General features: G+C 72.6%; 23 protein-coding genes and 2 pseudogenes. 16 read left to right on the top strand and 9 right to left on the bottom strand.

Features of this window, described 5'->3' with window-relative positions; all coding sequences use genetic code 11:
* Window position 1: 1 nt before the first annotated feature.
* The 6 genes from CG736_RS06505 (at window position 2) to CG736_RS06490 (ending at window position 5,987) form a co-directional block, all read left to right on the top strand.
* Complete coding sequence (locus CG736_RS06505; protein ID WP_100585206.1) at window positions 2–1,279, top strand: MFS transporter; 1,278 nt, start codon at window positions 2–4, stop codon at window positions 1,277–1,279.
* The gene (locus CG736_RS06500; protein WP_100585205.1) at window positions 1,276–1,518 is read left to right on the top strand and encodes a hypothetical protein; all 243 of its coding nucleotides are present in this window, start codon (window positions 1,276–1,278) and stop codon (window positions 1,516–1,518) included. The genes CG736_RS06505 and CG736_RS06500 overlap by 4 nt, the downstream gene beginning before the upstream one ends.
* Window positions 1,519–1,579: 61 nt before the next feature.
* Window positions 1,580–1,747 (top strand): hypothetical protein, encoded by a 168-nt coding sequence (locus tag CG736_RS35975; RefSeq protein WP_157815444.1) that lies wholly within the window; start codon window positions 1,580–1,582, stop codon window positions 1,745–1,747.
* Between the two features lie 70 nt (window positions 1,748–1,817).
* Complete coding sequence (locus CG736_RS35970; protein ID WP_157815443.1) at window positions 1,818–1,976, top strand: hypothetical protein; 159 nt, start codon at window positions 1,818–1,820, stop codon at window positions 1,974–1,976.
* A 195-nt stretch (window positions 1,977–2,171) separates the two neighbouring features.
* The gene (lanKC, locus tag CG736_RS06495) at window positions 2,172–4,748 is read left to right on the top strand and encodes a class III lanthionine synthetase LanKC (RefSeq protein ID WP_100585204.1); all 2,577 of its coding nucleotides are present in this window, start codon (window positions 2,172–2,174) and stop codon (window positions 4,746–4,748) included.
* 144 nt (window positions 4,749–4,892) lie between these two features.
* Window positions 4,893–5,987: a helix-turn-helix transcriptional regulator gene (locus tag CG736_RS06490; protein WP_100585203.1), complete on the top strand. Its 1,095-nt coding sequence runs from the start codon at window positions 4,893–4,895 to the stop codon at window positions 5,985–5,987.
* Here the strand turns inward: CG736_RS06490 and CG736_RS06485 are convergent.
* Window positions 5,971–6,678 (bottom strand): TetR/AcrR family transcriptional regulator, encoded by a 708-nt coding sequence (locus CG736_RS06485; protein ID WP_100585202.1) that lies wholly within the window; start codon window positions 6,676–6,678, stop codon window positions 5,971–5,973. The genes CG736_RS06490 and CG736_RS06485 overlap by 17 nt on opposite strands.
* Window positions 6,679–6,771: 93 nt before the next feature.
* Here CG736_RS06485 and CG736_RS06480 point away from each other — a divergent pair, with 93 nt between their 5' ends.
* The 3 genes from CG736_RS06480 (at window position 6,772) to CG736_RS06470 (ending at window position 10,011) form a co-directional block, all read left to right on the top strand.
* Entirely contained in the window at window positions 6,772–7,767 is a 996-nt protein-coding gene (locus tag CG736_RS06480) for an aldo/keto reductase (protein ID WP_100585201.1), read from the top strand.
* A gap of 87 nt (window positions 7,768–7,854) precedes the next feature.
* On the top strand, window positions 7,855–8,406 hold the full coding sequence (locus CG736_RS06475; RefSeq protein WP_100585200.1) for a GNAT family N-acetyltransferase: 552 nt from the start codon (window positions 7,855–7,857) through the stop codon (window positions 8,404–8,406).
* A gap of 1,407 nt (window positions 8,407–9,813) precedes the next feature.
* On the top strand, window positions 9,814–10,011 hold the full coding sequence (locus CG736_RS06470; protein ID WP_100585199.1) for a hypothetical protein: 198 nt from the start codon (window positions 9,814–9,816) through the stop codon (window positions 10,009–10,011).
* Window positions 10,012–10,037: 26 nt separating this feature from the next.
* Here the strand turns inward: CG736_RS06470 and CG736_RS38350 are convergent, their stop codons facing one another.
* The gene (locus tag CG736_RS38350) at window positions 10,038–10,166 is read right to left on the bottom strand and encodes a hypothetical protein (RefSeq protein ID WP_255418987.1); all 129 of its coding nucleotides are present in this window, start codon (window positions 10,164–10,166) and stop codon (window positions 10,038–10,040) included.
* Between the two features lie 226 nt (window positions 10,167–10,392).
* Here CG736_RS38350 and CG736_RS06465 point away from each other — a divergent pair, with 226 nt between their 5' ends.
* Window positions 10,393–10,845 (top strand): hypothetical protein, encoded by a 453-nt coding sequence (locus tag CG736_RS06465; protein WP_100585198.1) that lies wholly within the window; start codon window positions 10,393–10,395, stop codon window positions 10,843–10,845.
* A gap of 165 nt (window positions 10,846–11,010) precedes the next feature.
* Here the strand turns inward: CG736_RS06465 and CG736_RS06460 are convergent, their stop codons facing one another.
* The gene (locus CG736_RS06460) at window positions 11,011–13,578 is read right to left on the bottom strand and encodes a collagenase (protein ID WP_100585197.1); all 2,568 of its coding nucleotides are present in this window, start codon (window positions 13,576–13,578) and stop codon (window positions 11,011–11,013) included.
* Between the two features lie 595 nt (window positions 13,579–14,173).
* Here CG736_RS06460 and CG736_RS06455 point away from each other — a divergent pair.
* Together CG736_RS06455 and CG736_RS06450 are read left to right on the top strand one after the other, a co-directional pair.
* Window positions 14,174–14,422, top strand: coding sequence for a hypothetical protein (locus tag CG736_RS06455; RefSeq protein ID WP_100585196.1), 249 nt, complete (start codon window positions 14,174–14,176; stop codon window positions 14,420–14,422).
* 37 nt (window positions 14,423–14,459) lie between these two features.
* Window positions 14,460–14,881 (top strand): annotated as a pseudogene (locus CG736_RS06450) (transposase); the annotation flags it as partial.
* Between the two features lie 349 nt (window positions 14,882–15,230).
* Here CG736_RS06450 and CG736_RS06445 read toward each other — a convergent pair.
* A pseudogene (locus CG736_RS06445) lies at window positions 15,231–15,659 on the bottom strand (transposase); the annotation flags it as partial.
* Window positions 15,660–16,268: 609 nt separating this feature from the next.
* On the opposite strand from CG736_RS06445, the gene CG736_RS06440 reads away from it, so the two are divergent.
* Window positions 16,269–17,669 carry a uracil-xanthine permease family protein gene (locus tag CG736_RS06440; RefSeq protein ID WP_100585194.1) on the top strand — a complete coding sequence of 467 codons (1,401 nt, stop codon included), beginning with the start codon at window positions 16,269–16,271 and terminating at the stop codon, window positions 17,667–17,669.
* A gap of 5 nt (window positions 17,670–17,674) precedes the next feature.
* Window positions 17,675–18,031, top strand: coding sequence for a hypothetical protein (locus tag CG736_RS06435; RefSeq protein ID WP_100585193.1), 357 nt, complete (start codon window positions 17,675–17,677; stop codon window positions 18,029–18,031).
* Between the two features lie 119 nt (window positions 18,032–18,150).
* Here CG736_RS06435 and CG736_RS06430 read toward each other — a convergent pair whose 3' ends face one another.
* On the bottom strand, window positions 18,151–18,801 hold the full coding sequence (locus CG736_RS06430; protein WP_100585192.1) for a response regulator transcription factor: 651 nt from the start codon (window positions 18,799–18,801) through the stop codon (window positions 18,151–18,153).
* Window positions 18,802–18,868: 67 nt separating this feature from the next.
* The gene (locus CG736_RS06425; RefSeq protein ID WP_100585191.1) at window positions 18,869–20,008 is read right to left on the bottom strand and encodes a sensor histidine kinase; all 1,140 of its coding nucleotides are present in this window, start codon (window positions 20,006–20,008) and stop codon (window positions 18,869–18,871) included.
* A gap of 123 nt (window positions 20,009–20,131) precedes the next feature.
* Here CG736_RS06425 and CG736_RS06420 point away from each other — a divergent pair, with 123 nt between their 5' ends.
* Window positions 20,132–20,785, top strand: a complete 654-nt coding sequence (locus CG736_RS06420; RefSeq protein WP_100585190.1) for a class I SAM-dependent methyltransferase — start codon at window positions 20,132–20,134, stop codon at window positions 20,783–20,785.
* Window positions 20,786–20,792: 7 nt separating this feature from the next.
* On the opposite strand, the gene CG736_RS06415 is transcribed toward CG736_RS06420, so the two are convergent.
* Entirely contained in the window at window positions 20,793–21,908 is a 1,116-nt protein-coding gene (locus CG736_RS06415; RefSeq protein WP_232733838.1) for an LLM class flavin-dependent oxidoreductase, read from the bottom strand.
* A gap of 404 nt (window positions 21,909–22,312) precedes the next feature.
* On the opposite strand from CG736_RS06415, the gene CG736_RS06410 reads away from it, so the two are divergent.
* Window positions 22,313–23,023 carry a lytic polysaccharide monooxygenase gene (locus CG736_RS06410; protein ID WP_100585188.1) on the top strand — a complete coding sequence of 237 codons (711 nt, stop codon included), beginning with the start codon at window positions 22,313–22,315 and terminating at the stop codon, window positions 23,021–23,023.
* On the opposite strand, the gene CG736_RS38860 is transcribed toward CG736_RS06410, so the two are convergent.
* Both CG736_RS38860 and CG736_RS06400 read right to left on the bottom strand, forming a co-directional pair.
* On the bottom strand, window positions 22,921–23,385 hold the full coding sequence (locus CG736_RS38860; RefSeq protein WP_369879903.1) for a helix-turn-helix transcriptional regulator: 465 nt from the start codon (window positions 23,383–23,385) through the stop codon (window positions 22,921–22,923). The genes CG736_RS06410 and CG736_RS38860 overlap by 103 nt on opposite strands.
* A 349-nt stretch (window positions 23,386–23,734) precedes the next feature.
* Window positions 23,735–25,180 (bottom strand): cytochrome P450, encoded by a 1,446-nt coding sequence (locus CG736_RS06400; RefSeq protein ID WP_100585187.1) that lies wholly within the window; start codon window positions 25,178–25,180, stop codon window positions 23,735–23,737.
* Between the last annotated feature and the right edge of the window lie 24 nt (window positions 25,181–25,204).

Here is a 25,204-nt window from a genome sequence, read left to right as displayed (position 1 = left end):
CGTGGCCCGCGATCTGACGCTGTACTGGTGGGGGCAGACCGCCTCCACCGTCGGCTCCCTCTTCACCGCCGTCGCGCTGCCGGTGGTGGCCGTCGTCCACCTCGACTCGTCCCCCGGTCAGATCTCGTTGATCGGCGCAGCGGCCACCCTGCCGGCCCTGCTGTTCGGCCTGCCGGCCGGCGTGCTGGCCGACCGGATCGTCCGGCCCCGCCGCGCCCTGATCCTGCTCGACACCATTTCCGCGCTGGCGATCGCCGTGGTGGCCGCCGGGCTGGCGGGCGACGTGGTGTCGATCCCGTGGTTGATCGCCCTCGCACTGGTGTCCGGCTCGGTGTCGGTCGTCACCGAGGTGGTCTACTTCCTGCACCTCAACCAGGTCGTCGAGGCCGGCGGACTCACCAAGGCCCGGGCCCGCCTGCAGAGCGGTCAGTTCGGCGCGGGGCTGATCGGGCGGCTGGCGGCCGGCCCGGCGATCGTCGCGTTCGGCACCGCGACCGCGCTGGCGATCGACGCCGTCAGCTACCTGCTCAGCGCCGCCGCGCTGCTCGCCATGCGCCCCGCCGCTCCACTGGAACGCACCCCGCGCTCCGGGCGGACGACCTTCCTGCGGGACGCGCTGGCCGGCGGCCGGATCCTGTTCGGCAACCGTTTCTACCGGGCGCTGATGCTGCTGCTGACGGTGCCGATCTTCACCGGCGCGGGCACCGGCGCGCTCGGCGGCATCTACCTGCTGCACACACTGCGCGTCCCGACCGGCGTGTACGGCCTGGTCGGCATGGTGGCCGGGCTGCTAGGCCTGCTCGGCTCCACGCTGGCCGGCCGGATCCTCTCCCCGCACCGCGATGCCCGTCGCGTCATCGTCCTGTGCTACGCCGCGAGTTCGCTCTGCGCACTGCTGTACCCCGCCGCAGGCGGTCCGCTCCCGCTCGCCCTGGTGGTGGCCGGGCTGGGCATCGGCGTGCCGGCGCTGTTCGGCGCCGTGTCCAACGTCGCGCTCAGCCCGGTGCTGGTCGCCGAGACCAGCGAGGAGGCCCTCGGCCGCGTCATGGCGACGCTGCACGTCTACGCCGGCGCACTGGGTCTGCTCGGCGCGCTCACCGGCGGTCTGCTGGGCGACCGGCTCGGCGTCCGCCCCGCCATCTGGACCCTCGCGGGCGCCTCCGCGCTGGTCATGCTGCTCACCGTCCCGACGGCCCTGCGCGCGATCCGCGCCGCACCGTTCCGCCCCGAACCGCCGGAGCGGACCACGGCCCCCGCCGAGGAGTCCGCTGCCCGGTGACCAACGGCGCGCACACCGCCGCCGCCACCGTGCCGGGCCGGCACTCCCGGCCGACCCGAATCCAGGAGACCACCGTGAGCATCAGTCCCACCATCACCGACGCCGCCGAGACCGCGGCCGTCCTCTCCCTCCAGGAGACCACCGCCGTCGAGATCGGACGTGAGGGCCAGGAGCAGATCTTCAGCACCCTCAGCTGGTTCCTCTGCCGAAGCCTCTTCACCTTCACCGAGCTCGACTGAACCAGGACCGAGCGCCGGCTCGAATCCCGCCCCATCACCCACCCGAAGATCGGAGACCACTGTGAACACCAACCTCACCACCGACGCCGCCGAGATCGCCGCCGTCCTCTCCCTCCAGGAGACCCCCGTCGCCAACGCCGTCGCCGAGGGCCAGGAGTACGTCATCAGCACCCCCAGCGTCCTGTTCTGCGGCCCGGTGTCCACCAAGACCAAGACGCAGCTGGGCTGAACCGAACCGGCCTGTCCACCGGGGCGGTCGAGCCTCGGCCCGTCACACCCACCGGAGATCGGAGACCACCGTGAACACCAGCCTCACCGCCGATGCCGCCGAGATCGCCGCCGTCCTCTCCCTCCAGGAGACCCCCGTCGCCAACACCGGCACCGAGAGCCAGGAGTACGCCATCAGCAGCACCAGCCTCTGGCTCTGCCCGCGCTACGGGACCAAGACCCAGGCGTAGCACCGCCCCCCATGGCGGCCGATCCCGGACGAACCACGGACCGGTGACCGCCTGACCGCCGGCCCCGCCCTCGCGGCGGGGCCGGCATCGGCCTGTGCCCCGTCCGGGAGCCGGCGCTGCGGTCCGGGACCGCCTCGTCCTCGTGCACCACCACCCTGCGGCGGGTCCGCCGCCACCATCCGACAGGAGACGTTCATGGCCGAGACACTGGCGGAATTCATTGCCGCGGACCCCGACTACTACGCACCGATGGAGAGCGCCGCGCCGGAGGGCCCGGTCCTCGCCCCGAGCCGGCCTGCCGACGGCTGGCAGGGGACGACGGGCGGGATCTGGACCATGTGGCACCGTGAGGGAATGCCCGCACTGCCCGAGGACGGGTGGAAGGTGCACGTCTCGGCCCGCCGCTCCCGGACCGGCGCCGTCCTGGACACGGTCGCGGGGATCTGCTTCGCGCAGGACGTGGCGTTCAAGCACCTCTCCACCGACCACTGGTACTGGTGGCTGCACCGCAAGCACGGGTCCCGGCCGCAGAGCGGGAAGTTCATCGCCGCGTACCCGGTCGACGTCGAGGCCGCCCGCCGGCTGATGGAGGCGCTGCGGGAGGCGCTCGACGGCGAACAGGGGCCGCTGATCCTCTCCGACCGTCGCTACCCCGGCAGCGAGACGGTCCAGTACCGGTACGGGGCGTACAGCTCGCGCGACCGGCTGGAGGCGGAGGGCACCCGCACCTCGCTGACCGTGGACGCCAACGGCCGGGCGGTGCCGGACCTGCGGGGCGTCTCGTTCCAGCTGCCGGAGGGCTTCACCGACCCGTTCGCCCTCGACCTGCCCGCGCCCGCCGCAGGCCCCGCCGGGCCGGTCGTGCTGAACGGCTTCGCCATCGAAGCGACGATCGCCCACTCCAGTGGCGGCAGCGCCTACGAGGCCGTGCAGGTCGCCACCGGTCGCCGGGCGTTCATCAAGGAGGCCCGCCCGTTCCATGGGCTGAGCGAGGGCGAACAGGACGCGGTCGCCCGCCTGCACGACGAGTGGCGGACCCTGACCACCCTGCACGACCTCGCGCCGGGCCTCGCCCCGGAGCCGATCGCCCTGTTCAAGGCCGGCGGGCACGAGTTCATGGCCACTGAGTTCGTCGAGGGCTCGCCGATCACCCGGGTCGTCACCACCGGCAACCCGCTGCTGATGGCCGGCACCGGGCCCGCGGAGCACGCCGCCTACTACGCCCGCTGCGAGCAGATCCTCGGCCGGATCGAGGACGCCATGGACCGTCTGCACGCTCTCGGCTGGACGTTCATGGACGTCAGCCCGACGAACGTGATCGTCACACCCGAAGACGGCATCCGGCTGATCGACTTCGAGACCGCCATCGGCCCGGACGGCACACCTGGCCGGATGGGCACCCCCGGCTTCTCCCCTCCGAAGGACGTGGTGGACCGCTATGGCCGGACCGCGTACGACGACTACGGTGTCAGCGGCCTGACCCAGGTCCTGCTCGGCTGCATTCCGCACACCACCGAACAGAACCCCGACACGCTGGCCCACTTCCACTGCGATCTGGCCGAACGGACACCGGCCGGCGACGTGCTGTGGAAGCGCGCCACCCGCTACCACCCGCCGAGCGAGGCCCCGGCGCTGCCCTCGCCCGAGGAGGTCGCCGCCGATCCGCTGCGGCACCTCGCCGACCTGCGCGACGCCGTCGCCGCCGGGATCCTCGCCGCGGCCGATCCCGAGCATCCGCTGCGGACCTTCCCCACCGTCCCCGAGGGGCACGCGACCAACACCCTCTGCGTGGCGTACGGCGCGGCCGGCGTGCTGCACGCACTGCACCGCTGCGGCGTCCCCGCGCCCGACGGCGCGCTGGAACGACTGCGCCGCGAGGCCCTCGCCGACGCCGACCGACTCGCCCCCGGCCTGCACGTCGGCCTGGCCGGCATCGCCTGGGTCCTGGCCGAACACGGCCTGCTGGACGAGGCCCGCAGCCTGCTCGACACCGCCGACGCACACCCGCTGGTCGAACAGAGCGCCACCCTGTTCGGCGGCGCCGCCGGCCTTGCCATGGGCCACCTCGCACTGCACCGCCGCACCGGCGACGCCCACCACGCCGAACGCGCCCACGCCCTGCTCACCGCGCAGCCCGACGGCGAGGAGCTGGTGCCCCGGCTCGGCCGCGACGACGCCACCGGACTGCTGCACGGGCGGGCCGGACTCGCCCTCGCCTACCAGCAGTTCGCCCAGGTCACCGGCGACACCTCGTTCCTCGCCCAGGGCGTGCGGCTGCTGCACGCCGAACTCGACCGGGCCACCGACCCCGACGCCGCCGGCCTGCTGTTCCCCGTCTCCACCGAGGACAAGCGCGCCATGCCCTACCTGTACTGCGGCTCGGCGGGCCTGGTCCACGTCGCCACCCGCTACCTGCGCACCGCCGAGGACGGACGCCTGGCCGACGCCATGCCGCGCCTGCTCGCACCGCTCCACGGCACCTTCACCGCCCTGCCCGCCCTGTTCGCCGGCACCGCCGGATACGCGTTCACGCTCGCCGAACACGGCCTGCTGGCCGGCGACGAGACCTCCCGGACGGGAGCCGTCCGGGCCGCCCGAGCCCTCTACAAGCACGCGGTGCCGAAGGCGGATTCGGTGCGCTTCCTGGGCACGGGCCTGCAACGGTTCAGCACCGAACTGTGGTCCGGCTCGGCCGGCGTCCTGCTCGCCCTCGACCAGGTCCTCGCACCCCGCCCCGACCTGCTGTTCACCCTCGACACACCGGCAAAGTGAGCCCCGCGACCGTGACATCGCGCGGTGGGCCGGGCTGCTCGACCGGCCGGACCCGACGTCGGCCGGCCGAATGCCCACCCCGCACTGCGACGTCGCGCACACACACCGTCGCCACACCCCGAACACAAGTGCTACCGTCCGCCCATGGGATTACGCGGACCGCAGCGCGCCGCCGCGCGCTCGGCGATCGAAGGCCTGCGGGAGCTCACCGCGCCCGGCCTGGCGAGCAGTCAGATCTTCCGTCGCGCCGATGAACTCCTGCGCCCCGTCCTGGAGTTCGACGCGGTCTGCTGGCACACCAGCGACCCGGCCACGGGGCTGGTCAACTCGGTGCAGAGCGACGACCTCAACCTCGGCCAGTTCCACGACGCGGTATATCTGGAGGTGTGGGCGGACGACCTGGCCACCTTCCCGAAGATCCGGAACAGCGGGGTGCACGCGGAGACGTTGAGCCGGGCCAGCCGGGGTGCGCCGCAGCAGAGCATTCGGTTTCGGGAGCAGATCTCCCGGTACGGCTTCGGGGACGAGCTGCGGGCGGTGTTCGACGCGGCGGGCGGCATGTGGGGGTGCGCGGCGTTCATGCGGGCCGCCGACCGGGGGCCCTTCCCGGCGAAGCAGCGTGAACTCGCCGACGCCGCGGCCAAGTTGCTCGGCCAGGCGCTGCGCGCCAGTCACATCCCGTCGACCGCGCCGGGCCGGGCCGATCCGGCGCCGGCGGTGTTCCTGCTCGACCGGCACAACTGTCCACGGGCGCTGTCCGGCCCGGCGGAGGAGTTGCTGGCCCGGCTCGCCGATCCGTCGCCGACCTCGCTGCGCGTGCCGACCGCGATCGCGATGGCCGCCGAGCACGCCCGGCGGGCCGCGCACGGCCTGCCCACGCCGCACGTCCCGGTCCGGATCCGGACCCACGACGGCCACTGGTACCTGCTGCACGCCGCGGCGTTGCGCGACACCCTGCCCGCGGATCCGGCCGCCGACGAGGTCACCGTGGTAGCCTCCCCGGCCTCCCCGGCGCAGGTCATTCCGCTGCACCTGGCGGCGTACGGTCTCACCGGCCGCGAGCAGGAGGTCGCGCTGCTGCTGATCCGCGGCGCGGACACCCGCGAGGTCGCGCAGCGCCTCGCGATGACGCCCTACACCGTGCAGGACCACCTGAAGTCGGTGTTCACCAAGACCGGCGTCAGCCGACGGCAGGAGCTCACCGCCCTGATCATGCTGGCGCTCAACTCTCCGGGCTGACGTCCGTCAGGCGGCGCAGCCACTCGCGCAGCAGGGCGGTCTCGGCGGCGGTGAAGCGGTGCGGCCGCTCGGGCAGCGTGGCGTCCAGGGCGATGGCGAGGGCGGCGGGGGTGGACACCTCCGCGGCGGGGGCGCCGGTGATCGCGGCGAGGACGGTCTCGCGCATCCGGGTGGAGAGCGCGACGTCGCGGGTGGCGGGCGGCTCGGCGATCAGGGTGAGGGTGACGCCGAGGGCGGTGGCGCGGATCATCCGGGCGGCCGTCGGGACGGGCACCAGCAGGCGGCCGGCCCGGGCGACGCGCTCCAGCATCGTCGCGAGCACCCGTCCGGACCGCTCGGCGGCCTCGGCGGCCTCGCCGGAGCGGTCGGAGCTGTACATCAGCGGGTAGAAGGACGGGTGGGTCAGGCCGAATTCGACGTGCAGGTCCCAGCCGCGGCGCAGGTCGTCGACCGGGTCGGGGCCGGGCGTGCGGGAGGTCTTCTCGGCGAGATAGCGCTCGAATCCGTAGTTCACCACGGCGTCGATCAGGCCCTGCTTGTCGCCGAACAGCCGGTAGAGGGTCGGGGCCTGGACGCCGGCGGCGGCTCCGACGGCACGGGTCGACATGGCCTCGCTGCCGCCCTGCGCGAGGAGTTCGGCGGCGGCGGCGAGGATGCGCTCGCGGGGGTCGGGGGCGGCGTCTGCGTTCATGTGGAGCAACGTTACCGGATTCTTGTTAGCGTCGAATTATCGGTGCTACGGTCTTCTCGACAACGCCGCTAACGAGCGAACGGGGAACCTCCCATGGACACGCGCACCCTCGGCACCGACGGACCGGTCGTCTCCGCCCTGGGCCTCGGCCTGATGGGCATGTCGGACGCCTACGGCGCGGCCGACGAAACCGAGTCGATCGCCACCGTGCACGCCGCGCTCGACGCCGGCATCACCCTGCTCGACACCGGCGACTTCTACGGCGCGGGCCACAACGAACTGCTGCTGCGCGACGCCCTGCGCGGCCGCAGCCGCGACAACGCCGTGATCAGCGTCAAGTTCGGCGTCCAGCGCGACGCGCTCGGCGCGATGCTCGGCATCGACACCCGCCCGGCCGCCGTCAAGACCTCGCTCGCCTACTCGCTGCGCCGCCTCGGCACCGACCACATCGACATCTACCGTCCGGCCCGGCTCGACCCGGCCGTCCCGATCGAGGAGACCGTCGGCGCGATCGCCGAGCTGGTGCAGGCCGGCCTGGTCCGCCACATCGGCCTGTCCGAGGTCGGCGCCGAGACGCTGCGCCGCGCCCACGCCGTCCACCCGATCGCCGACCTGCAGATCGAGTACTCGCTGCTCTCCCGCGGCATCGAGTCCGAAATCCTGCCCACCGCCCGCGAGTTGGGCATCGGCATCACCGCGTACGGGGTGCTCTCCCGCGGCCTGCTGTCCGGCCACTGGAGCCGGCAGCGGGAGATCGGCGCGCGCGACTTCCGCAGCCACAGCCCGCGCTTCCAGGGCGAGAACCTCGACCACAACCTGGCACTGGTCGAGGCCCTGCGCGCCGTCGCCGACGCCAGGGGCGCCACCGTCGCCCAGGTCGCCATCGCCTGGGTCGCCGCCCAGGGCAAGGACGTCGTCCCGCTGGTCGGCGCCCGCCGCCGCGACCGCCTCGCCGAGGCGCTCACCGCCGCGACCCTCGACCTCGGCGCCGCCGACCTCGCCGCCGTCGAGCAGGCCGTCCCCGCCGACTCGGCCGCCGGCACCCGCTACGCGGCCGCGCAGATGGCCCACCTGGACAGCGAGAACTGACCGAGCCCCGGGCCCCGGATCCGATGCCGGCCATAACAGCAGGACAATTCATTTGATCAACTACCACTCCTCCTATAGCAATTGACCATGCTTCATGGCGAAAGGATCGGGCTGCGGGCCCGACACGACGACGACATCCCGGTTCTGCACTCCGAGCTCTACGACGACGTGGCCACCCGGTCGCGCGCCGACTCCCGCCCCTGGCAGCCCATTGCCGCGGCCTCGGGCCACTCGCCCTTCGTGGTGGCCGGGCCGTCGGACGAGGCGGCGTGCTTCTCCGTCGTGGAACTGGAGTCGGCGGAACTGGCCGGCGAGGCCCTGCTCTGGGGCATCGACACGCACAGCCGCACCGCCCACCTCGGGCTCGCCCTGCGCCCCGCGTTCCGCGGCCGCGGCCTCGCCGTCGACGTGGTGCACACCCTGTGCGAGTACGGCTTCGCCGTCCGCGGCTTCCAGCGCCTGCAACTGGAGACCCTGACCGACAACGCCCCGATGCTCGCGGCCGCGACCGCCGCGGGCTTCACCCTGGAGGGCACCCTGCGACGCTCCGCCTGGGTCTACGGCGAGTACGTGGACCAGGCCGTCCTCGGTCTGCTCTCGGACGAGTGGAAGCCCCGGAAGGCGCGCCCCGCTCAGTAGCAGAACGGCCTCACCCGCGCCTCGGGGCGCTCCCCTGCGGAGCGCCCCGATCGCGTGGGGTGACTCGGCCGGCCGGGTGATCCCCCGAGGTCGGGGCGGTGGGAGCGACAGGAGATCACGTCGTGACCGGTTGCACGGTCGCCCACCGGGGTTTCGCACGGCAGAGCACAGAGGCGGGGCAAGGACACCAGGCAGACCGAGAGGTCGCGCGCTGCGCCCGGCAAGGCTCGAACACACGAAGTCGATCTGCAGGTCCAGCCCCTGGAGGACTTCACCGTCCGCGCGGACCCGGTACACGGCCTGGCCGGCCGGCAGGTCGTAGACCTCGTGTCCGGCCTTGAGGTCTTCGAGAAGCCACTCCGCGCCGGTGAGACCGCAGGCGACCTGTGACGGCTTGCCGGGCGCCCACGGGTAGATGCGCGGGCGGGTCGCCGCCCCGATCGACCCCAGCTCGTACGTGACCCTCCGCGGCCGGGCCTTGCGGCCGGTGCGCGGGTCCTCCGGCAGCTCCCACGCGAGGTGGACCCTGGCGGGGAGCTCGGCGGCATCTACTTCGTCGTCCCACTCCGGGAAGAAGAACCCGGGGTCGAGGGTGCGCAGCAGCGGCCGTCCGGCCCGCGGGTCCCACACGAGCGTGTACACGCCGTCACCGGAGCGCACCGCGGACTGCTCGCACTGCTCCATGCGCAGCGGCAGCAGCTCCCGCCGTCCCGGTCCCTCGGCCGCTTCTGAACCTCCGCCGCCTTCGCCCCCGGTGCACCGGATTCGTCCTGGTTGCCTCGGCACCCGGGACGATCATTCGATCGAATGACGACAGGCACGGCGGACATCCGATCCGCCTGAACGATCCGGACTCCGGGGCGGCCCGATTGGTGCACCCCGCCGACAGCGCCCCGCGGCTCCGGCGCGTCACTGCACCGTGTGCCCCTCGGCCTTCGCTGATGCACAGTCAGCTTGGCCCGAGGCCTACCCCGCCCAACCGGACGGGGCGGGCCGCACGAGAGAAGAGCGATTCCATGCGCCGCACTGCCACAGTGCTCCTCGGGGCTGTCGCCTTCGTCGCGGTCACCACCACTGCGCAGGCCGACAGCTTCTGTGGGAGTGGGTGGCGAGACGGTGTCAGAGCGCCCGGCAGCTCCGCCGCCGGCAAGCCCGACGACTCGATCGGCTGGGATCCTCTCGGTGGTGGCGGGGGCCGCGACCGGCGGTGGCGGCCTCGGAGGGGCCGGTCCTTCCGCCGGGCGGCGGGACTGGGCGGGGTCCATGGCTACGCCGACCGGGTGTGAGCGTTCGCCCCTCGTAATGAGTGCCGGGATCACGCCGGCTGCGCTCGGGCCTCCATGGGTAGTGCCCCTGGCGTGTCGGGCCGCACAGGGCGACCCGCACCCAGGACGTCAGGAGACTCCTATGCGTATCCGCACCGAGCTCGCCGCTGCCGTTCTCGCCTCGGCCGCGATGTTCACCATGGCAGGCGGCGCCTCCGCCGACTCGGACGTCAGCATCCTCAGCGGGACCAATGACAACCCGTGCATCTCCATCGACACCATCAGCAACCCCGACGAACCGTTGTCCTCCACCGTGATCAACACCGACAACTGCGGCTGACGCGACGCGACGCGCAAGAGTCGCGCCTACGGGACGGTGCTGGTCGACGCCGAGACCCGCCGGCCGGTGGACCTGCTGCCCCACCGGGAGGCGGCGAGCCTGGCGGCCCGGCCGACGGCGGAGGCCGCGAGCCGGACGGCGGGGAAGTGGTTCACCCGGCGTTCGACGCGGGTTCGCCCGGGGTGGTAGCCGCATTGGCCCAGCCGGGCGGATTTGCGTCACCCAGGATGAACTTTCAGACGGGCTGGCACTTCGAAGGCAGGAATGGCCCGGAGCCTTGGAATCGCATGGCAAGGTTTAGGTCATGGCACACGTGAAATGTCACATGGCTAAAAGTGCCTGCCCCCGAACGGTTCCTCACATCGTCTGAAGGAGAAGACCATGAACCGCATCACCCGCATCGCAGTGGGCGCCACTGGTGCCGCCGCCCTGCTCACGACGCCCGTGCCGGCCTTCGCCGCCGCGACCGGCGCCGACACCGCCGCCGCCACGGTCACGACCTGCAAGTACGCTCTCCAGGCCGGGCTGGCGACCTACGCCTGCGCAGACGTAACCGGCAGCAGCATCGTGATCTACGGGAAGATCGGCCTTGCCGGCCCGCCGGACGGTCCGGTGTCGTGGCAGACCCTGTACACCAACCTGTCGGCCGAGGTGGTCGGCGGCAACTCGCTCGGCTCCGTGAGCGGGAGCACGGCGTTCCACTCCACCACGGTGCAGGTGAACGGCTTCACCGCCACCGCCCCGTGCGGTTCGACGGTGCGTGCGACCTTCTCGGTGCAGGGAAGCGGCCCGTTCGGCACTCGGCCGGTGGTGGAGGTTCCGGTGACGTGCTGACGCCTCGTCAATGTGCGCGCCGAGCCCGGGAGTTGTCTGCATCCCGGGCTCGGCCGCCGCGGCGGCCTGCGTGGACCTCGCCCGCCGCGGAGGCCCACACGGATGCCCGGGTCTCACGCATCCCCGGGGATGCGTGAGACCCGGGCATCCGGGCTCACGCGTCGGTCAGTATTGGGTGGTGACGGTGACGCCGCTGAAGGCGGTCTTGCCGTACAGGGTGATGTAGCGGTAGCCGGCCGTGGTGTTGGTGACGGTCACGGTCTGGGTGGTGCCGCTGTTCGTGGAGGAGACGGCGTAGTCCGTGTTGGAGGCCCAGCGGTCCGGGCTGTAGTAGAGGTAGGTGGTCCCGGTGCCGCCGGTGGTGGAGACGGTCAGCGTGGTGGTGCCGGCCGGCAGGTAGATGTACATCTGGTCCGAGCTTCCGGCGTCGGCCGAGCGGCCGGTCCGGAAGCAGTTGTAGTCCAGCTTCCGGGCGTCGGGGTCGGTGCAGGCCGCCGGTGCGGCCGGGGCGGTGACGGTGACGGTCCGGGTCGTGGTGGCCGTCCTGCCGTTGCTGTCGGTGACGGTGAGGGTGACGGTGTAGGTGCCGGCAGCGCGGTAGGACTTCGACGGGGAGGCCGCGGTGCCGGTGGTGCCGTCGCCGAAGTTCCAGGCCCAGCCGGTGATGCTGCCCTTGCCGGCGGTCTCGGTGGAGCGGTCGGTCAGCTGGACGTTCAGGTCCCGTACCGCGGCGTCGAAGGCCGCCTGCGGGGTGCCCGCGGTGAGGCAGGTGTCGGTGGCGCAGGTGTCGACCCACCTGGTGAAGTCGGCGTCGTAGGCGGTGCCGATGCCGTTGTAGTAGGCGTAGGCGCGGGCGTAGTCGCCGGTGCGGAAGAGGCCGAGCATGGTCTGGACGACGCCCGGGGAGCGCTCGATCATGTAGCGGGCGGCCAGGTAGCCCCAGTGGTAGGTGCGGACGACGTCGCTGTTCTGGTACGTGCTCTGGAGCAGGGTGCTGAGCCCGTAGGTGTGCTTGGGGGCCTGGTTCACCGCGTTGAAGTCGGTGACGCCGCGGTAGGTGTAGGAGACGTACTCGGCGACGCCCTCGATCCACCACAGGTCGGGCACGCTGGTCTGCTGGAAGAAGTCGCCCTTCATGTCGTAGCGGGCGTCCAGGACGTGGGCGTACTCGTGGTTGAGGTTCCAGATCCGAGCGGTGAAGCCGTTCTCGTTCGGGTGCCGGTACATGAGGGAGACCGGCTGGTTGGCCGGGTCGCTCGGGGTCCCGGTCAGGGTGACCCCGCCGTTGTTGGTGTTCGCCTCGTACATCGCGCCGGCGTAGGTCTGGTAGTCGCCCTGGCTCGCGAAGACCACGAGCTGCACGGACGACTCGTACTGGCCGGGGATGGGGCCGTTGTCGCGGACGAGCCTGTGGAAGAAGGCGTCCTCGCCCTTGAGGTCGGCGCAGACGGCGGCGAGTTCGGCCGCGGTGAGGTCCTGGGCCAGGACGGTGAGGGTGGCGTTGCAGGTCTGCCTCATCGGCAGCACGGCCTTGGTCAGCCGCTGCTTCAGGTCGCAGACGCCGTAGTAGGAGCACTGGTCCTTGTCGAACAAGGTGGCCGTGTTGGCCGTGCCGACCCACAGCGGGGCGGTGGGGCCGGTCATCGACGAGCTGTCGAGCAGGGCCTTGGCCAGCGGGCGGATCCTGGCCTGGAACGCCGGGTACGTGACGAACCGGGTCAACTCGATGCCGGCGTTGGAGACCAGGAAGCCGGGGTAGGTGCCGAGCAGGTCGTGGTGGGTCCGGGTGAACGCGTCGAGGGTGTCGATGATGCCCGGGTCCGCGGTCACGGCGTCGACGAAGGCCTTGTTCTGATGGCCGCGGTCCAGCGCGGAGAGGGCGCTGTTGACGTACGTGAGCAGGTTCTTCGAGCTGTCGTACGCGCTGGTGTAGCCGTTCAGCACCTGCCGGTAGGTGTTCAGGTAGCGGCCCTGCTGCCCGGCGCTGTCGGTGAGGATGATGACGTCATTGGCGACCTGGCCGTTCGCGTCGGTGACGTCCGCGGCGTGCGGGCCGGCCAGGAAGGCGTCGATGCCGCGCGTCACGGCGGCGGTCAGCGTCGCGTCGTAGGGGCCGACGTGCGCGAGGTCGTTGTCCTGCACGTAGTAGCCGGCGCGCAGGTACAGGACGACCTGCCAGGCAGCGGCGGAGTTGTCGCCGGGGTAGGAAGCGGCGGCGCTCTGGAAGGCGTCGGCCATCGTCGCCATCTGGCTCTGGCGGAACAGGGCCGAGGCGTACGGGCTTCCCGCGGTGGAGAACAGCGAGCCGATGCACTCGGGGGTCGAGGCCTTGACGTAGGCCACCAGAGCGGCCCCGGTCCGGCCGGCGAAGTCGGCCGGGGTGCACGACTGGGCGGTGGCCGGCGCCGCCGCGAGCGCGCGCGGTGCGGCCTTGGCCGGGCCCTTGTCCTGGCCGGTCTCCGCCGGGGCCGTGACGGACAGCGGGCGGACCAGCGGCAGCTGCGCAGCCGTGAGCCGGCCGGACTGCGGCGCGCCCGGGCTCTCGGGATCGGCGAACGGACTGCCGGGCACCGCCGACGAGCTGCCGGAAGGCTGATTCAGGCCGGCAGCGACCGGTGCGGGGGTGACCGGCGTGGAGGCGGCCTGGCTCGGTCCGGCGGATATGCCGAGCAGGACGGTGCCTGCCGCGGCAGCCGCGGCCAGCAGCCTGGGCATGCGTGAGAGCTGACGCATCGTCTATTCCTTTGTGGGGGAAGCGCGAACGGAGCGCCGCGGACGTCGGGACGTGGGAGGCATCCGAAGCGCGTGACGCACCGTCTCACAAGACCGGCGGGGCGATCAATAGGGTGTGACATGTCACCTGCCACGGGTTTACCTCTGCCGAAGACGGCGGCCCCGGCACACCGGGGCCTGGCAGGCGAAGCGGTGCGCACCCGCAGGGCAACCGCCACGGGCCGCCCGCAGCCGGGCAGATCCGACGGACAGCGCAGGTAGGAGCCGTGGACCCGCTCCGACCACGTCCCGCAGTCCGGGCATGACACACCCGGAGCAGCCACGCGGGCGGCGATCCGCACCACCGCACCGGACGCTTCGACGCTGAAGACCTCCACCTGGGGCAGCGACGCGAACAGCAACTCGCCGAGCCACGGCCACGATTGCGACACCGCCGCCGAATGCCGGCCGGCCGAATGACTCGGCCGACCAGTTCCGGACGATCTCCAGGCCCCGCCACCGCCCAGGATCCGTCACCCAGTGCCACCGGCCGCCCAAGCCGGGCCAGCCCCTGCGTCACCCCGCTGAAACCTCTCTCGCTGCACCCTGGCTGACCATGGGCCACGACGTGCACATCACTCGGCACGAGAACTGGTGGATTGAAGAGGCGCAGGACATCAACGCGGCGGACTGGGAGGCCGTGGTCGCTGACGATCCCAGCGTTGTAATGGCCCCGATGTGGTGGACCGGCGACCGGATCGCGTCCAGGAACCCGAGCGACGCAGTGATCGCGACGATGTGCCAGGTGGCGAAGGTGCTTTACGCGCAGGTTCAGGGCGACGACGGCGAGTACTACGACGCCTGACGCGAGCCGTAGCGTAGACCCTGCTCGATGGCGGGCCTTGTTCGACCAGGCCGGTGCTCGGATCGCGGGCGTGTTCAGGCGGGTGGAACCTCGCGCCACCGCCCGCGCCTATCTGATCGGGTTGCTGTCCGGCACCGAGCGCAAGAACTGCCGGCAGCTCGCGGAGCACGCAGGCCACGCCCGTCCCGCATCGATGCAGCGGCTGCTGCGGACTGCCCGCTGGGATGTGGCCGAGGTGCGCGACGAGGTCCGCCGCTACGTCCTGGACCACCTCGGTACCGGTGACGGAGGTTCTGGTCGTGGACGAGACCGGCTTCCTGAAGAAGGGCCACGGTTCGGCGGGCGTCCAGCAGCAGTACACCGGAACCGCCGGACGCATCGAGAACAGCAAGCGTCGTCTTCCTCGCCCACGTCTCCGGCAGGGGACGTGCGTTGATCGACCGTCAGCTCTACCTGCCCAGGCACACCTGATGCCAGGACGCCGAACGACGCCGCAAGGCCGGCCGTGCTCGCCCTCGCGTTCAGGGCCATCGCCGTTCAGGACGCGCGGCCGACCAGACCTGCGGATCCGAACCGCCCGGCCCGAAGCCGAGAGATGGTCGACCTGACCGTCCCGGAAATCCGCCGCTCGATTGGCGCGCTGCTCAGTCCCGTCATGTCCCTGCGTGCACTCCTACACTGGTCGAACTGGCGCAGAAGTCACCAGGCTTCGGCACGTCGCAGCCACTGTCGGCGGCGGCTCCCCCTCCCCGCAGGCACGTAGATCGCGAAGTCGCACCGGAGTATTAGGAGCTGTTCAAGGTTCGGATCATGCGGCTGGGGTCAGGAACTTCAGCCACATGATTGATCCGCGTAGGTGCAGGCCTGCCGTGTAGCTTTCCGGGCCCTTGTCGTATCGGGTGGCCAGGCCGCGCCAGGTCTTGATCCTCTGGAAGCACCGCTCGACGTGGTTGCGCCGCTTGTAGCGGTCGGGGTCGAACGCGACCGGCCGGCCGCCGGCGGAGCCCTTCCGCTTCCGGTTCGCCGCCCGGTCCGCCCGCTCCGGGACCACCGCGGTGATCCCGCGTCTGCGCAGGTAGGCATGATTGGCCCTCGACGAGTAGGCCTTGTCCGCGGCCACCGCCTCCGGCCGGGTGCGCGGTCGGCCTACCGGGCCGCGCACCCGGACCTTCTCCCACACGGCCTGGAACTGGCGGCAGTCCGCCGCCCGGCCCGGCGTCAGCACGAACGCCAACGGCAGGCCCGCCGGCCGGTGCCGGTGCGGAACCGCCACAACAACCCCGTTGAACTGGTCCCGAACCCGCCGCAGCAACGGCCCGGTGGCAGCCACCGGCACATGCGGTTCGATCAAGGCCCACTCGGCATCCAGCACCACCGCGGAACCGGGCCGCCGCAAGATCTGAACCTCGAACCGCTCCCAGGTGGAGCCCGGCCATACGGGCTGGGCTTCACCGGCAGATGCTCCGCTGTGGATCCGCCGGCGAGTCCCCTTCTCTGGGAGGACCGAAGTGAACCTGGTCGGTTCCCACCTACCCGCCGACGAGTAGGACGTTGGCCCTGCCGGGCTTCGATTCGGAGCACCGACCGATGCGGCTTCATCACTGGCCGGCAACCCGTACCGCGCGGTTCGGTCGACACGGTCGTATACGTCGTCGATACCGACCCCCACCCTTCACTACCGCCTTCAGCGACGGTCGGTAACCGAGGACGGCGGGTTCTGCGATACCGCCGGTCGGGTGATCCCCCGAGGTCGGGGTGGTGGGAGCGATAGGAGATCATGTCGCGACCGGTTGCATGGTCGCCCACCAGGGTTTCGCACGGTAGAGCACAGAGACGAGGCAGGGACATGAAGGTCGCGTTCGGGTGGAAGCTGCACGGGGACGGCCGCGCCCCGCAGCCCGGGGCGGTGGTCAAGCCGGACGAGCGGCTGTCGTGGGGGCGCACGATCGGGCTGGGGGCGCAGCACGTCGTGGCGATGTTCGGCGCCACCTTCGTCGCTCCGGTGCTGATGGGCCTGGACCCGAACCTGGCGGTGATGGTCTCGGGTGTCGCGACGATCTTCTTCCTGTTGGTGACCAGCGGCCGGATCCCGTCCTACCTGGGGTCCAGCCTGTCGTTCGTCGGTGTGGCGGCCGTGATCAAGGCGCAGGGCGGGGACGCGGCGACGCTGACCGGTTCGCTGCTGGTGGTCGGTGCGGTGCTGGCGGCGTGCGGTGCGGTGGTGCAGGGCTTCGGCGCGAAGGTGATCCACGCGGTGCTGCCGCCGATCGTCACCGGCGCGGTGGTCATGCTGATCGGTTTCAACCTGGCGCCGGTCGCGGCCGGCACGTACTGGCCGCAGGACCAGTGGGTGGCGCTGCTGACGATGTTCTTCACGGGGCTGGCGCTGGTGGTGCTGCGCGGGTTCTGGTCGCGGATCGCGATCTTCCTGGGCCTGGTCTTCGGCTACCTGGTGTCGTTCCTGTTCGACCGGGTCTTCGGGAAGATCAACTCCCCGGTGGGCGGCGGCGCGGCCGTCGACCACTGGCGTCTGGACCTGTCAGGCGTCGGCAAGGCCGACTGGATCGGCCTGCCCTCGCTGCACGCCCCGAGCTTCTCGCTGTCCGCGATCCTGGTGGCGCTGCCCGTGGTGGTCGCGCTGATCGCCGAGAACGCCGGCCACGTGAAGGCGGTCTCCGAGATGACCGGTGACCCGCTGGACGACAAGATGGGCGCAGCGATCATGGCGGACGGCGCGGCGACCATGGTGTCCACGGCGGTCGGCGGCCCGGCGACCACCACGTACGCGGAGAACATCGGCGTGATGGCGGCGACCCGCGTCTACTCGACGGCGGCGTACTGGTGCGCGGCCGGCTTCGCGATCCTGTTCGGCCTGTGCCCGAAGTTCGGCGCGGTGATCGCGGCCATCCCGGGCGGTGTGCTCGGCGGTATCACGGTGGTGCTGTACGGCATGATCGGCCTGCTCGGCGCGCAGATCTGGATCCACAACAAGGTGGACCTGACCAACCCGCTGAACCTGGTCCCGGTCGCGGCGGGCGTGATCGTCGGCATCGGCAACGTCAACCTGAAGATCACCGACAACTTCGAGCTCGGCGGCATCGCCCTGGGCACCCTGATCGTCCTGACCGGCTACCACGCCCTGCGCGCCATGGCCCCGGCGCACCTCAAGCACCCGAGCCCGGCCAACGGCCCGCTGCTGGACGAGGGCACCAGCACCTACGACGACAGCAACCGTCCCGAGAGCTGACCGGGATGGCCCTCCGCCCGTTGAACTCCGCCGAACGCGCGCTGCTGGAGCACCTGCTCTCGGCGGAGTTCGACGGCGCGGCCGAGCTGCGCGCCCAGCTGGACCGCACCGAGGTGGTGGGCCCCTGGGCGCCGGGCTCGGTCAGCGTCGACCTGCGGGTGGACGAGCCGGGCCGGCACACGGGGCCGTCCCGGCTCGCGCCGGTCGGCGCGGCGGTCCTCGACGAGGACGGTGAGTACATCGGCGAGCTGCTGCTGTGGACGGACGACGCCGGCCGGACGCTGTCGGCGCTCGAGTACGCCTGGGTCACGGACGACATGCCGACCGTCCTGCCACCGGTCGAGCACATCTGGCTGGTGTGACGGCGCATCAGCCGACCGGCCCCGCATCCCGGGCCAGCAACGCCGCCCGGACACGGTTGCCGACGCCGAGCACGCCGTCCTGCCACCGATCGAACACATCCGGCTGGCGTGACGACGCGTCAGCCGGCCAGACCCGCATCCCGGGCCAGCAGCGCCGCCTGGACGCGGTTGCTGACGCCGAGCGCGGTGAGGATCCGGCTGACGTGCGCCTTGACGGTGCTCTCCCGCATCGCGAGCCGCTCGCCGATGTCGGCGTTGGCGCGACCCTCGGCCAGCAGCGCCAGCACCTCGCGCTCGCGCGGGGTGAGCCGGTCGAGCCGGGCCCGGGCGGCGCTCGCGGCGGTGCGGCCGGTGGCGTGGTACCGGTCGATGACGCGGCGCGCGGCGGCCGGGTGGAGCATCGCGGAGCCGGCCGCGACCAGGTGGACGGCGCGCAGGATCTCCGCCGGGTCGGTGTCCTTGAGCAGGAACCCGTCGGCCCCGGCGGCCAGCGCGTCGTAGACGTACCGGTCGAGGTCGAAGGTGGTCAGCGTGATCACCCGCGGCGGCTGCGGCAGGGCGCGCAGCCGGGCGGTGGCGGTGATGCCGTCCATCCGGGGCATCCGGACGTCGACCAGCGCGACGTCGATGCGAAAAGCGCTTGCCCGTTCGATCGCCTGAAGGCCGTCGGCGGCCTGTGCGACCACCTCGATGCCGGGGTCGCCGTCGAGCAGGTCGGTCAGGCCGAGACGGACGAGTGCGTCGTCGTCGACCACCAGGGTGCGAATCATCGGGTGCCGCCCTTCGGTGAGCCGTGCGGAAAGCGCTTGCCCACCAGGGGCTCGTCCGGCGCGCGCGTCATGCCGGACCGTCCTTCGGGGCGGGGTGCGGGAGGCGGGCGGACAGCCGCCAGGAGCCGGTGCCGGCGGGGCCGGCGTCCAGGTGGCCGCCGAGCGCGGTGACGCGTTCGCGCAGGCCGACCAGACCGTAGCCGGAGTCCACGGCGGCGGCCCCGGCGGCGCCCGCGCCGTTGGTGACCTCGACCCGGGTGGCGGGCGGCCGGTAGTCGACCCGGACCTCCACCGCCGCCCCGTCCGCGTGCTTGCGGGCGTTGGTCAGCGCCTCCTGGACGATCCGGTACGCGGCCAGCCGGTGCGTGGTCGGCGCGTCCGCCGCCCGGCCGGTGACGGTCAGCGCGACCTGCTGCCCGGCCGCGCGGGCGTCCGCCACCAGCGCGGCGACCTCGCGGACGGCGGGCGCGTCGGCCGGCCCGGCGTGCGGGTCGTGGAGCGCGCCGAGCACCTCACGCAGGTCGGTGAGCGCCTCGACGGAGGTGGTGCGGAGCATCGCCAGCCGGTCGGCGACCGGGCCGGGCAGCGCGGCGCCGCGGGTGGCGAGGACGCCGGTGTGCAGGGCGATCAGGCTGAGCCGGTGGGCGAGGACGTCGTGCATCTCGGCGGCGATCCGGGACCGTTCGGCGGCGCGCGCCGCGTCCTCCCGCAACCGGGCCTCCACCCGCAGCTGCTCGACCTGCCCGGCCAGGGTGTGCACCAGGCGGCGCCGGTTGCCCTGCCACAGGCCGAGCACCAGCCCGAACAGCAGCACCGTCAGCGTGGACAGCCAGCGCTGCCCGACCCACACCGAGGCGGCCCGCACCCCCGCCAGGTTTCCGGCCAGCGCGAGCGCCGCGCACAGCAGCGCGAGCCGGGTCCGCCGCGCCACCGCCAGGTCGAACATCACCACGGCGAGCAGCAGGTCGGTCAGCCAGCCCCACCACGCGGTAACTGCGACGGCCGCCAACGGGGCGACGGTGAGCCGCAGTCGGGGGACCGCCAGGATCAGCGCGCACACCGTCGCCGCCACGGTCACCGTCAAGTGCCGGTGTCCGTCGCCGAGTTTGGCGCCGTTGTTGTCGATCGTCACCACCAGGAACGCCAGCGCCGCCGCCCGTCCCAAGGTCGCCCACAGCGGGCTCCGCCACCACCTCACGACGTCCATGCTAGGCAGCCTGCCCGCCTCGCGGAATCGACGAACGGCCGTTCCCACCACCGACTTTCGTCGGTCCGGACGGCCGCCGCAGGGCGGATCTGCCGCGTCCTCGCGGTTCCTAGCGTCGAAGCCATGACCGAGCAGACCTCTCCCCCGCCGCGGCCCCGGGCCGACGGCTGGGCGTTCCTCCGCGAAGCCGTCCGCGACCTGCGCACCACCGGTGCGGTCGCCCCCAGCAGCCGGGCCCTGGCCCACGCCCTGGCCGCCCCCGTCCGGGCCCGCGCCCCGCACCCGATCGACGTCCTGGAGGCCGGCGCGGGCACCGGCGCCGTCACCCGCGTCCTGCTGCCCCAACTGCCGCGCGGCGCCCGCCTGGACGTGGTGGAGGCCAATCCGCGCTTCGCCGGCCGGCTGCGGGACCTGGTGGCCGCGCAGAGCGCGACCCGGGTGACGGTGCACCAGGCGTACGTGGAGGAGCTGGCCACCGACCGGCGCTACGACGTGATCGTCTCCGGCCTGCCGCTGACCAACTTCACGCCCGCCCAGGTCGACCGCATCATGGCCCGCTACCTCGAACTGCTGCACCCGGGCGGCACGTTGACCTGGTTCGCCTACCTCGGCACCCGCCGCGCCCGAGCGATGTTCGCCACCCGCGCCGAGCTGCACCGGCACGCGGCGGTCGACCGCGCGATGGCCGCGCACCTGCGCGGCGGCCGGACCGAGTGCCGCACCGTGCTGGCGAACCTTCCCCCGGCCCGGGTCTGGCAGCTGCACCCGAACAATTGAATGAGCGTCAGTTTCCTTGACCCACAAGGGCCCTGACCCGGGGCACCACTTCCTCGCCGACCCGGTACGCCTCCTCCAGGTGCGGGTAACCGGACAGCACGAACTCCTCGATGCCCAGGGCGTGGTACTCGGCGAGCCGGGCGGCGACCTCGTCGTGCGAGCCGACCAGGGCGGTGCCCGCGCCCTCCCGGACCAGGCCGATGCCGGCCCACAGGTTCGGGGCGACCACCAACTCCCTTCCGGCACCGGTGCCGTGGCCGTGCAGAGCGGCCATCCGGGCCTGACCGGTGGAGTCCATGGCGGCGAACCGGGCCTGGCTGGCCCGCACCGCCGCCGGGTCGATCCCGGCGAGGATCCGGTCTGCCTCCGCCCAGGCCTGCTCGGCGGTGTCCCGGCTGATCACGTGCAGCCGCAGCCCGTACCGCAGCGTCCGCCCCTGCCCGGCGGCCAGCGCGCGCAGCCGCCCGATCCGCTCGCCGATCGCCGACGGCGGTTCGCCCCACAGCAGTTGGACGTCGGCGCGGCGGGCGGCGACCTGCTCGGCGGCGGGCGAGGCGCCGCCGAAGTACAGCGGGACGGGGTGCTCGACCGCCGGATCGACCAACTGCGCGCCCTCCAGGTGCAGGTGGGCGCCCCGGTGGTCGACCCGCTGCCCGGCCAGCAACTCCCGTAGCACGGCCATCAGTTCGTCGGTGCGGGCGTAGCGCTCGTCGTGCGCGAGCCGGTCGCCGTACGCGCGCTGCTCGGCGGGGTCGCCGCCGGTGACCACGTTCAGCCGGAGCCGGCCGCCGGCGAACCGCCGGAAGGCGTCGGCCTGTTGGGCGATCAGGGTGGGGCTGGCCAGGCCGGCCCGGAAGGCGATCAGGAAGCCGATCCGGTCGGTGTGCCGGGTGAGCGCCGCACCCAGGATCCACGGGTCGACGCAGCCGAGTCCGACCGGGGCGAGCAGCGAGACGAACCCGGCCTGCTCGGCGGCCTGCGCGACCTGCGCGAGGTACCCGACGTCGGCGGGCCGCCGGGTGGCGGCGCCGGTCCGGCCCTGCACGGCGGTGACGCCGCCGGGGTCGCGGCCGTCCCCGCCGGTGGGCAGGAACCAGTGGAACACGGGAGCACGGTCGGACAACGGATCGATCCTCATCTGCAAAGCGGTGCGCGGCACCACCGGGGGCGGTCGGGACGCGGGGGCGGACGGTCGCACGGCGGCCGGGACGCCGGAGCGCCGCCGCGGAGAGTCGCACGGCGGGCGAGGAAGGACGGGGCGGTCGCTCAGGAGCGGCGACAGGCAGCGGAACACACCCGGAGGAGGTCGATGTGACCCCGGGTGGTCAGGAAGAGTCGCTGCGGCACGCCCGGAAGTTACCACGTTTACGCAGCGCACGGCGTCCTCGTCCGGCGCACCCCCTTGACCCCGCCCGGTACGGCGCTATCGTCTCCCTCGGCATCCGGTCTAGACCTATGGCCGTCTCCCGGCCCGCCCCATCGGCGTCGGGAGGGATCGCCCTGACCCCACATCAGGAAGGCACGGAAATGAAGGCAAACAGAAAGGTGACCGCCGCGATCGGCGCGCTGGTCGCCCCGCTGCTCGGGCTGACCCTGTCGGCCGGCACCGCCAGCGCCCACGGCTGGGTCACCGACCCGGCCAGCCGCCAGGCGCAGTGCGCCAACGGCGTCGTGGTCTGCGGGCAGATCAAGTACGAGCCGCAGAGCGTCGAGGGCCCGAAGGGCCTGTTCAGCTGCAGCGGCGGCCACTCCGAGTACGCGGAGCTGGACGACGACTCCAAGGGCTGGCAGGTCGCCAACGTGTCCTCCACCCAGACCTTCAGCTGGCACCTGTCGGCCCGTCACGCCACCGCGAACTGGCAGTACTTCATCGGCAGCCGGCTGATCGCCCAGTTCTCCGGCAACAACTCCCAGCCCCCGGCGGACGTCAGCCACCAGGTGAACTTCGGCAGCTACACCGGCCGGCAGAAGGTCCTCGCGGTGTGGAACGTCTCCGACACCGCCAACGCCTTCTACTCCTGCATCGACGTCAACATCGGCGGCACCGGCGGCGGCACCCCGGGTGGCGGCAACGGCAGTTGCACGGCCGCCGCGTGGGACCCGGCCCGGGTCTACAACAGCGGCGACGGCGCCTCCTACGGCAACCACAACTGGCGCGCCAAGTGGTGGACCCAGGGCGAGCAGCCCGGCTCCACCGGCCAGTGGGGCGTCTGGGAGGACCTCGGGGCCTGCAAGTAGCCCCGGCGAGCAGTCCCGGCTCGATGTGACCCGACGACCGCCCGGCGGCTCCCTGTGGGGGAGGGCCGCCGGGCGGTCCGGTGGTCGGGCGAGCCCGCCCAGCGCGTCCCGCAGCTGGGCGGGCTCGCCCGGATGCCGAGCTTGGCGAACACCTTCCGCAGGTGGTAGCCGACGGTGCGCGGCGACAGGTAGAGCCGGGCGGCGATGTCCCGGTTGGTCAGTCCCTGGGCGGCGAGTGCGGCGATCCGGCGCTCCTGCGGGGTGAGCGGCTCCTGCGCCGCCCCGGCGTCGGCGGCGGGCACCTCCGCGCCGACCGCCCGCAGTTCGGCGGCCGCCCGGTCGCGCCACGGCCCGGCGTCCAACCGCCGGAAGGTCTCCAGCGCCGCACCGAGCAGCGGACGGGCCGGGCGAGGAGCGCGCCGGCCGGAGTCCGTCCGGGCCGCGTCGTGCCCCCTCGCTCTGCGACATTCCTACCGGGCCGCTCCGGCGCCGGCCAACCACCCACCCGCCCGAACCCGCGACCCACCGGCCACCTGCCGGAGCGCCAAAACCTGCCCTGACCTGCACCGATGCCACCCAGAACAGGGCCGGGGCCCGGACGGCGCCACCACCGACGACTGGTCATTCGACCGATGCCCGACCGGGCGCCAAAAGCGACGCCCCCGGCGCCGGAAGACCGGCACCGGGGGCGTCGCCCGGTTCACTGAAATCTCAGCCGCGCAGCTTGGCCATCAGACCGGCCCACCAGCCGCGCCGCTGCTCCGGCACGACCGGCGCGGGTGCGGCCGGCGGGACGGCGGCGGCGGGCGGGGTGTGCGGCGCGGGCTCGGGCGTGGAGACGACCGGGGCGCTGGTGGTGGTGGTCGGGTCCTGCGGCTGGAACGCGACGCGCGGGGTGAAGCGGGCCGGGAGTTCCGTCAGGTGCCGCGACATCCAGTTGCCACGCCAGACCAACTCCTCCTCTTCCACGGCGAGTTGCAGGTCGGGAAGGCGGGTGAGCAGGATGTCGATGCCGGTCTCGGCGATGGCCCGGCCGATCTCCTGGCCGGGGCACTCGTGCGGCCCGCTGCCGAACGCCAGGTGCGAGCGGTTGCCGAACAGCGGCTGGTTCAGGTCGGGTCGCACCGCCGGGTCGGCGTTGCCGGCGGCCAGGCCGATCAGCAGCATGTCGCCGGCCTTGATGTGGCGGCCGCCGAGCTCGGTGTCGCCGGTCGCCCAGCGGCCGGGGACCAGCATGAACGGCGGGGAGTCCCACAGCACTTGGTCGAGCGCGTCGGGCAGGGTCATCTGGCCGCCGGACAGGTGGGCGCGGAAGCGGCCGTCGGTGAGGACCATCTTCAGCGTCTCGGCGATCAGGTTGATGGTGGTCTCGTTGGCGGCCAGCAGCACCGAGCGCACGTGCTGGAGCACCTCGTCCTCGGTGAGGCCGGACGGGTGCTGCATCAGCCGGGTGACCAGGTCGGCTCCGGGGTCGGAGCGCTTGCGGTCCATGGTGCGGCGCAGCGACTCGACCACGTACTCGTTGGAGGCGACGGCGGTCTCGGTGCCGCGGACCAGGTCGCGGGCGGCCTCGACCAGCCGCGGGCCGTACTCCTCGGGCATGCCGACGAGCTGGGTCATCACCAGCATCGGCAGGTGTTCGGCGAACTCGGAGACCAGGTCGACCTTGCCGATGGAGCCGAACTCGGCGATCAGCTGGTCGGCGAAGCGGGTGACGTAGCGCCGCATGCCGCGTCGGTCGAAGTTGTTGAGGCCGTCGGTGACGGCGGTGCGCAGCCGGCGGTGCTCCTCACCGTCGACGAACGAGCAGGTCGGCTGCCAGGCGATGACCGGCAGCACCGGGGAGTCGGGGGCGACCCGGCCCTCCTGGAACTCGGTCCAGCGCCGGGAGTCGCGGGAGAACCGGGACGGGGTGCGCATCGCGGTGAGGTTGGCGGAGTAGCCGAGCACCAGCCAGGCCGGCAGGTCGCCGTGCAGCAGCACGGGCGCGACCTCGCCGTGTTCGGCGCGCAGCTTCTCGTACAGGCCGGCCGGGTCGGCTTCGGCCTCCGGCCCGAACAGCCGCCGCAGGTCGTCCTGTTGGAGGGGGGTGGCGCCGTGGGCCGGGCAGCCGGGCGGGGGGACGGCGCCGTTGTACGTGCGCTCTTCGGGGATCACGGAAGTTCTCCAGGAGATCGGGAC

This window comes from Kitasatospora sp. CB02891 (assembly GCF_002803145.1).
Lineage (GTDB): Bacteria > Actinomycetota > Actinomycetes > Streptomycetales > Streptomycetaceae > Kitasatospora > Kitasatospora griseola.
The sequence above is the reverse complement of the archived record's forward strand: the minus strand, read 5'-3'. Positions and strand labels throughout refer to the sequence as shown.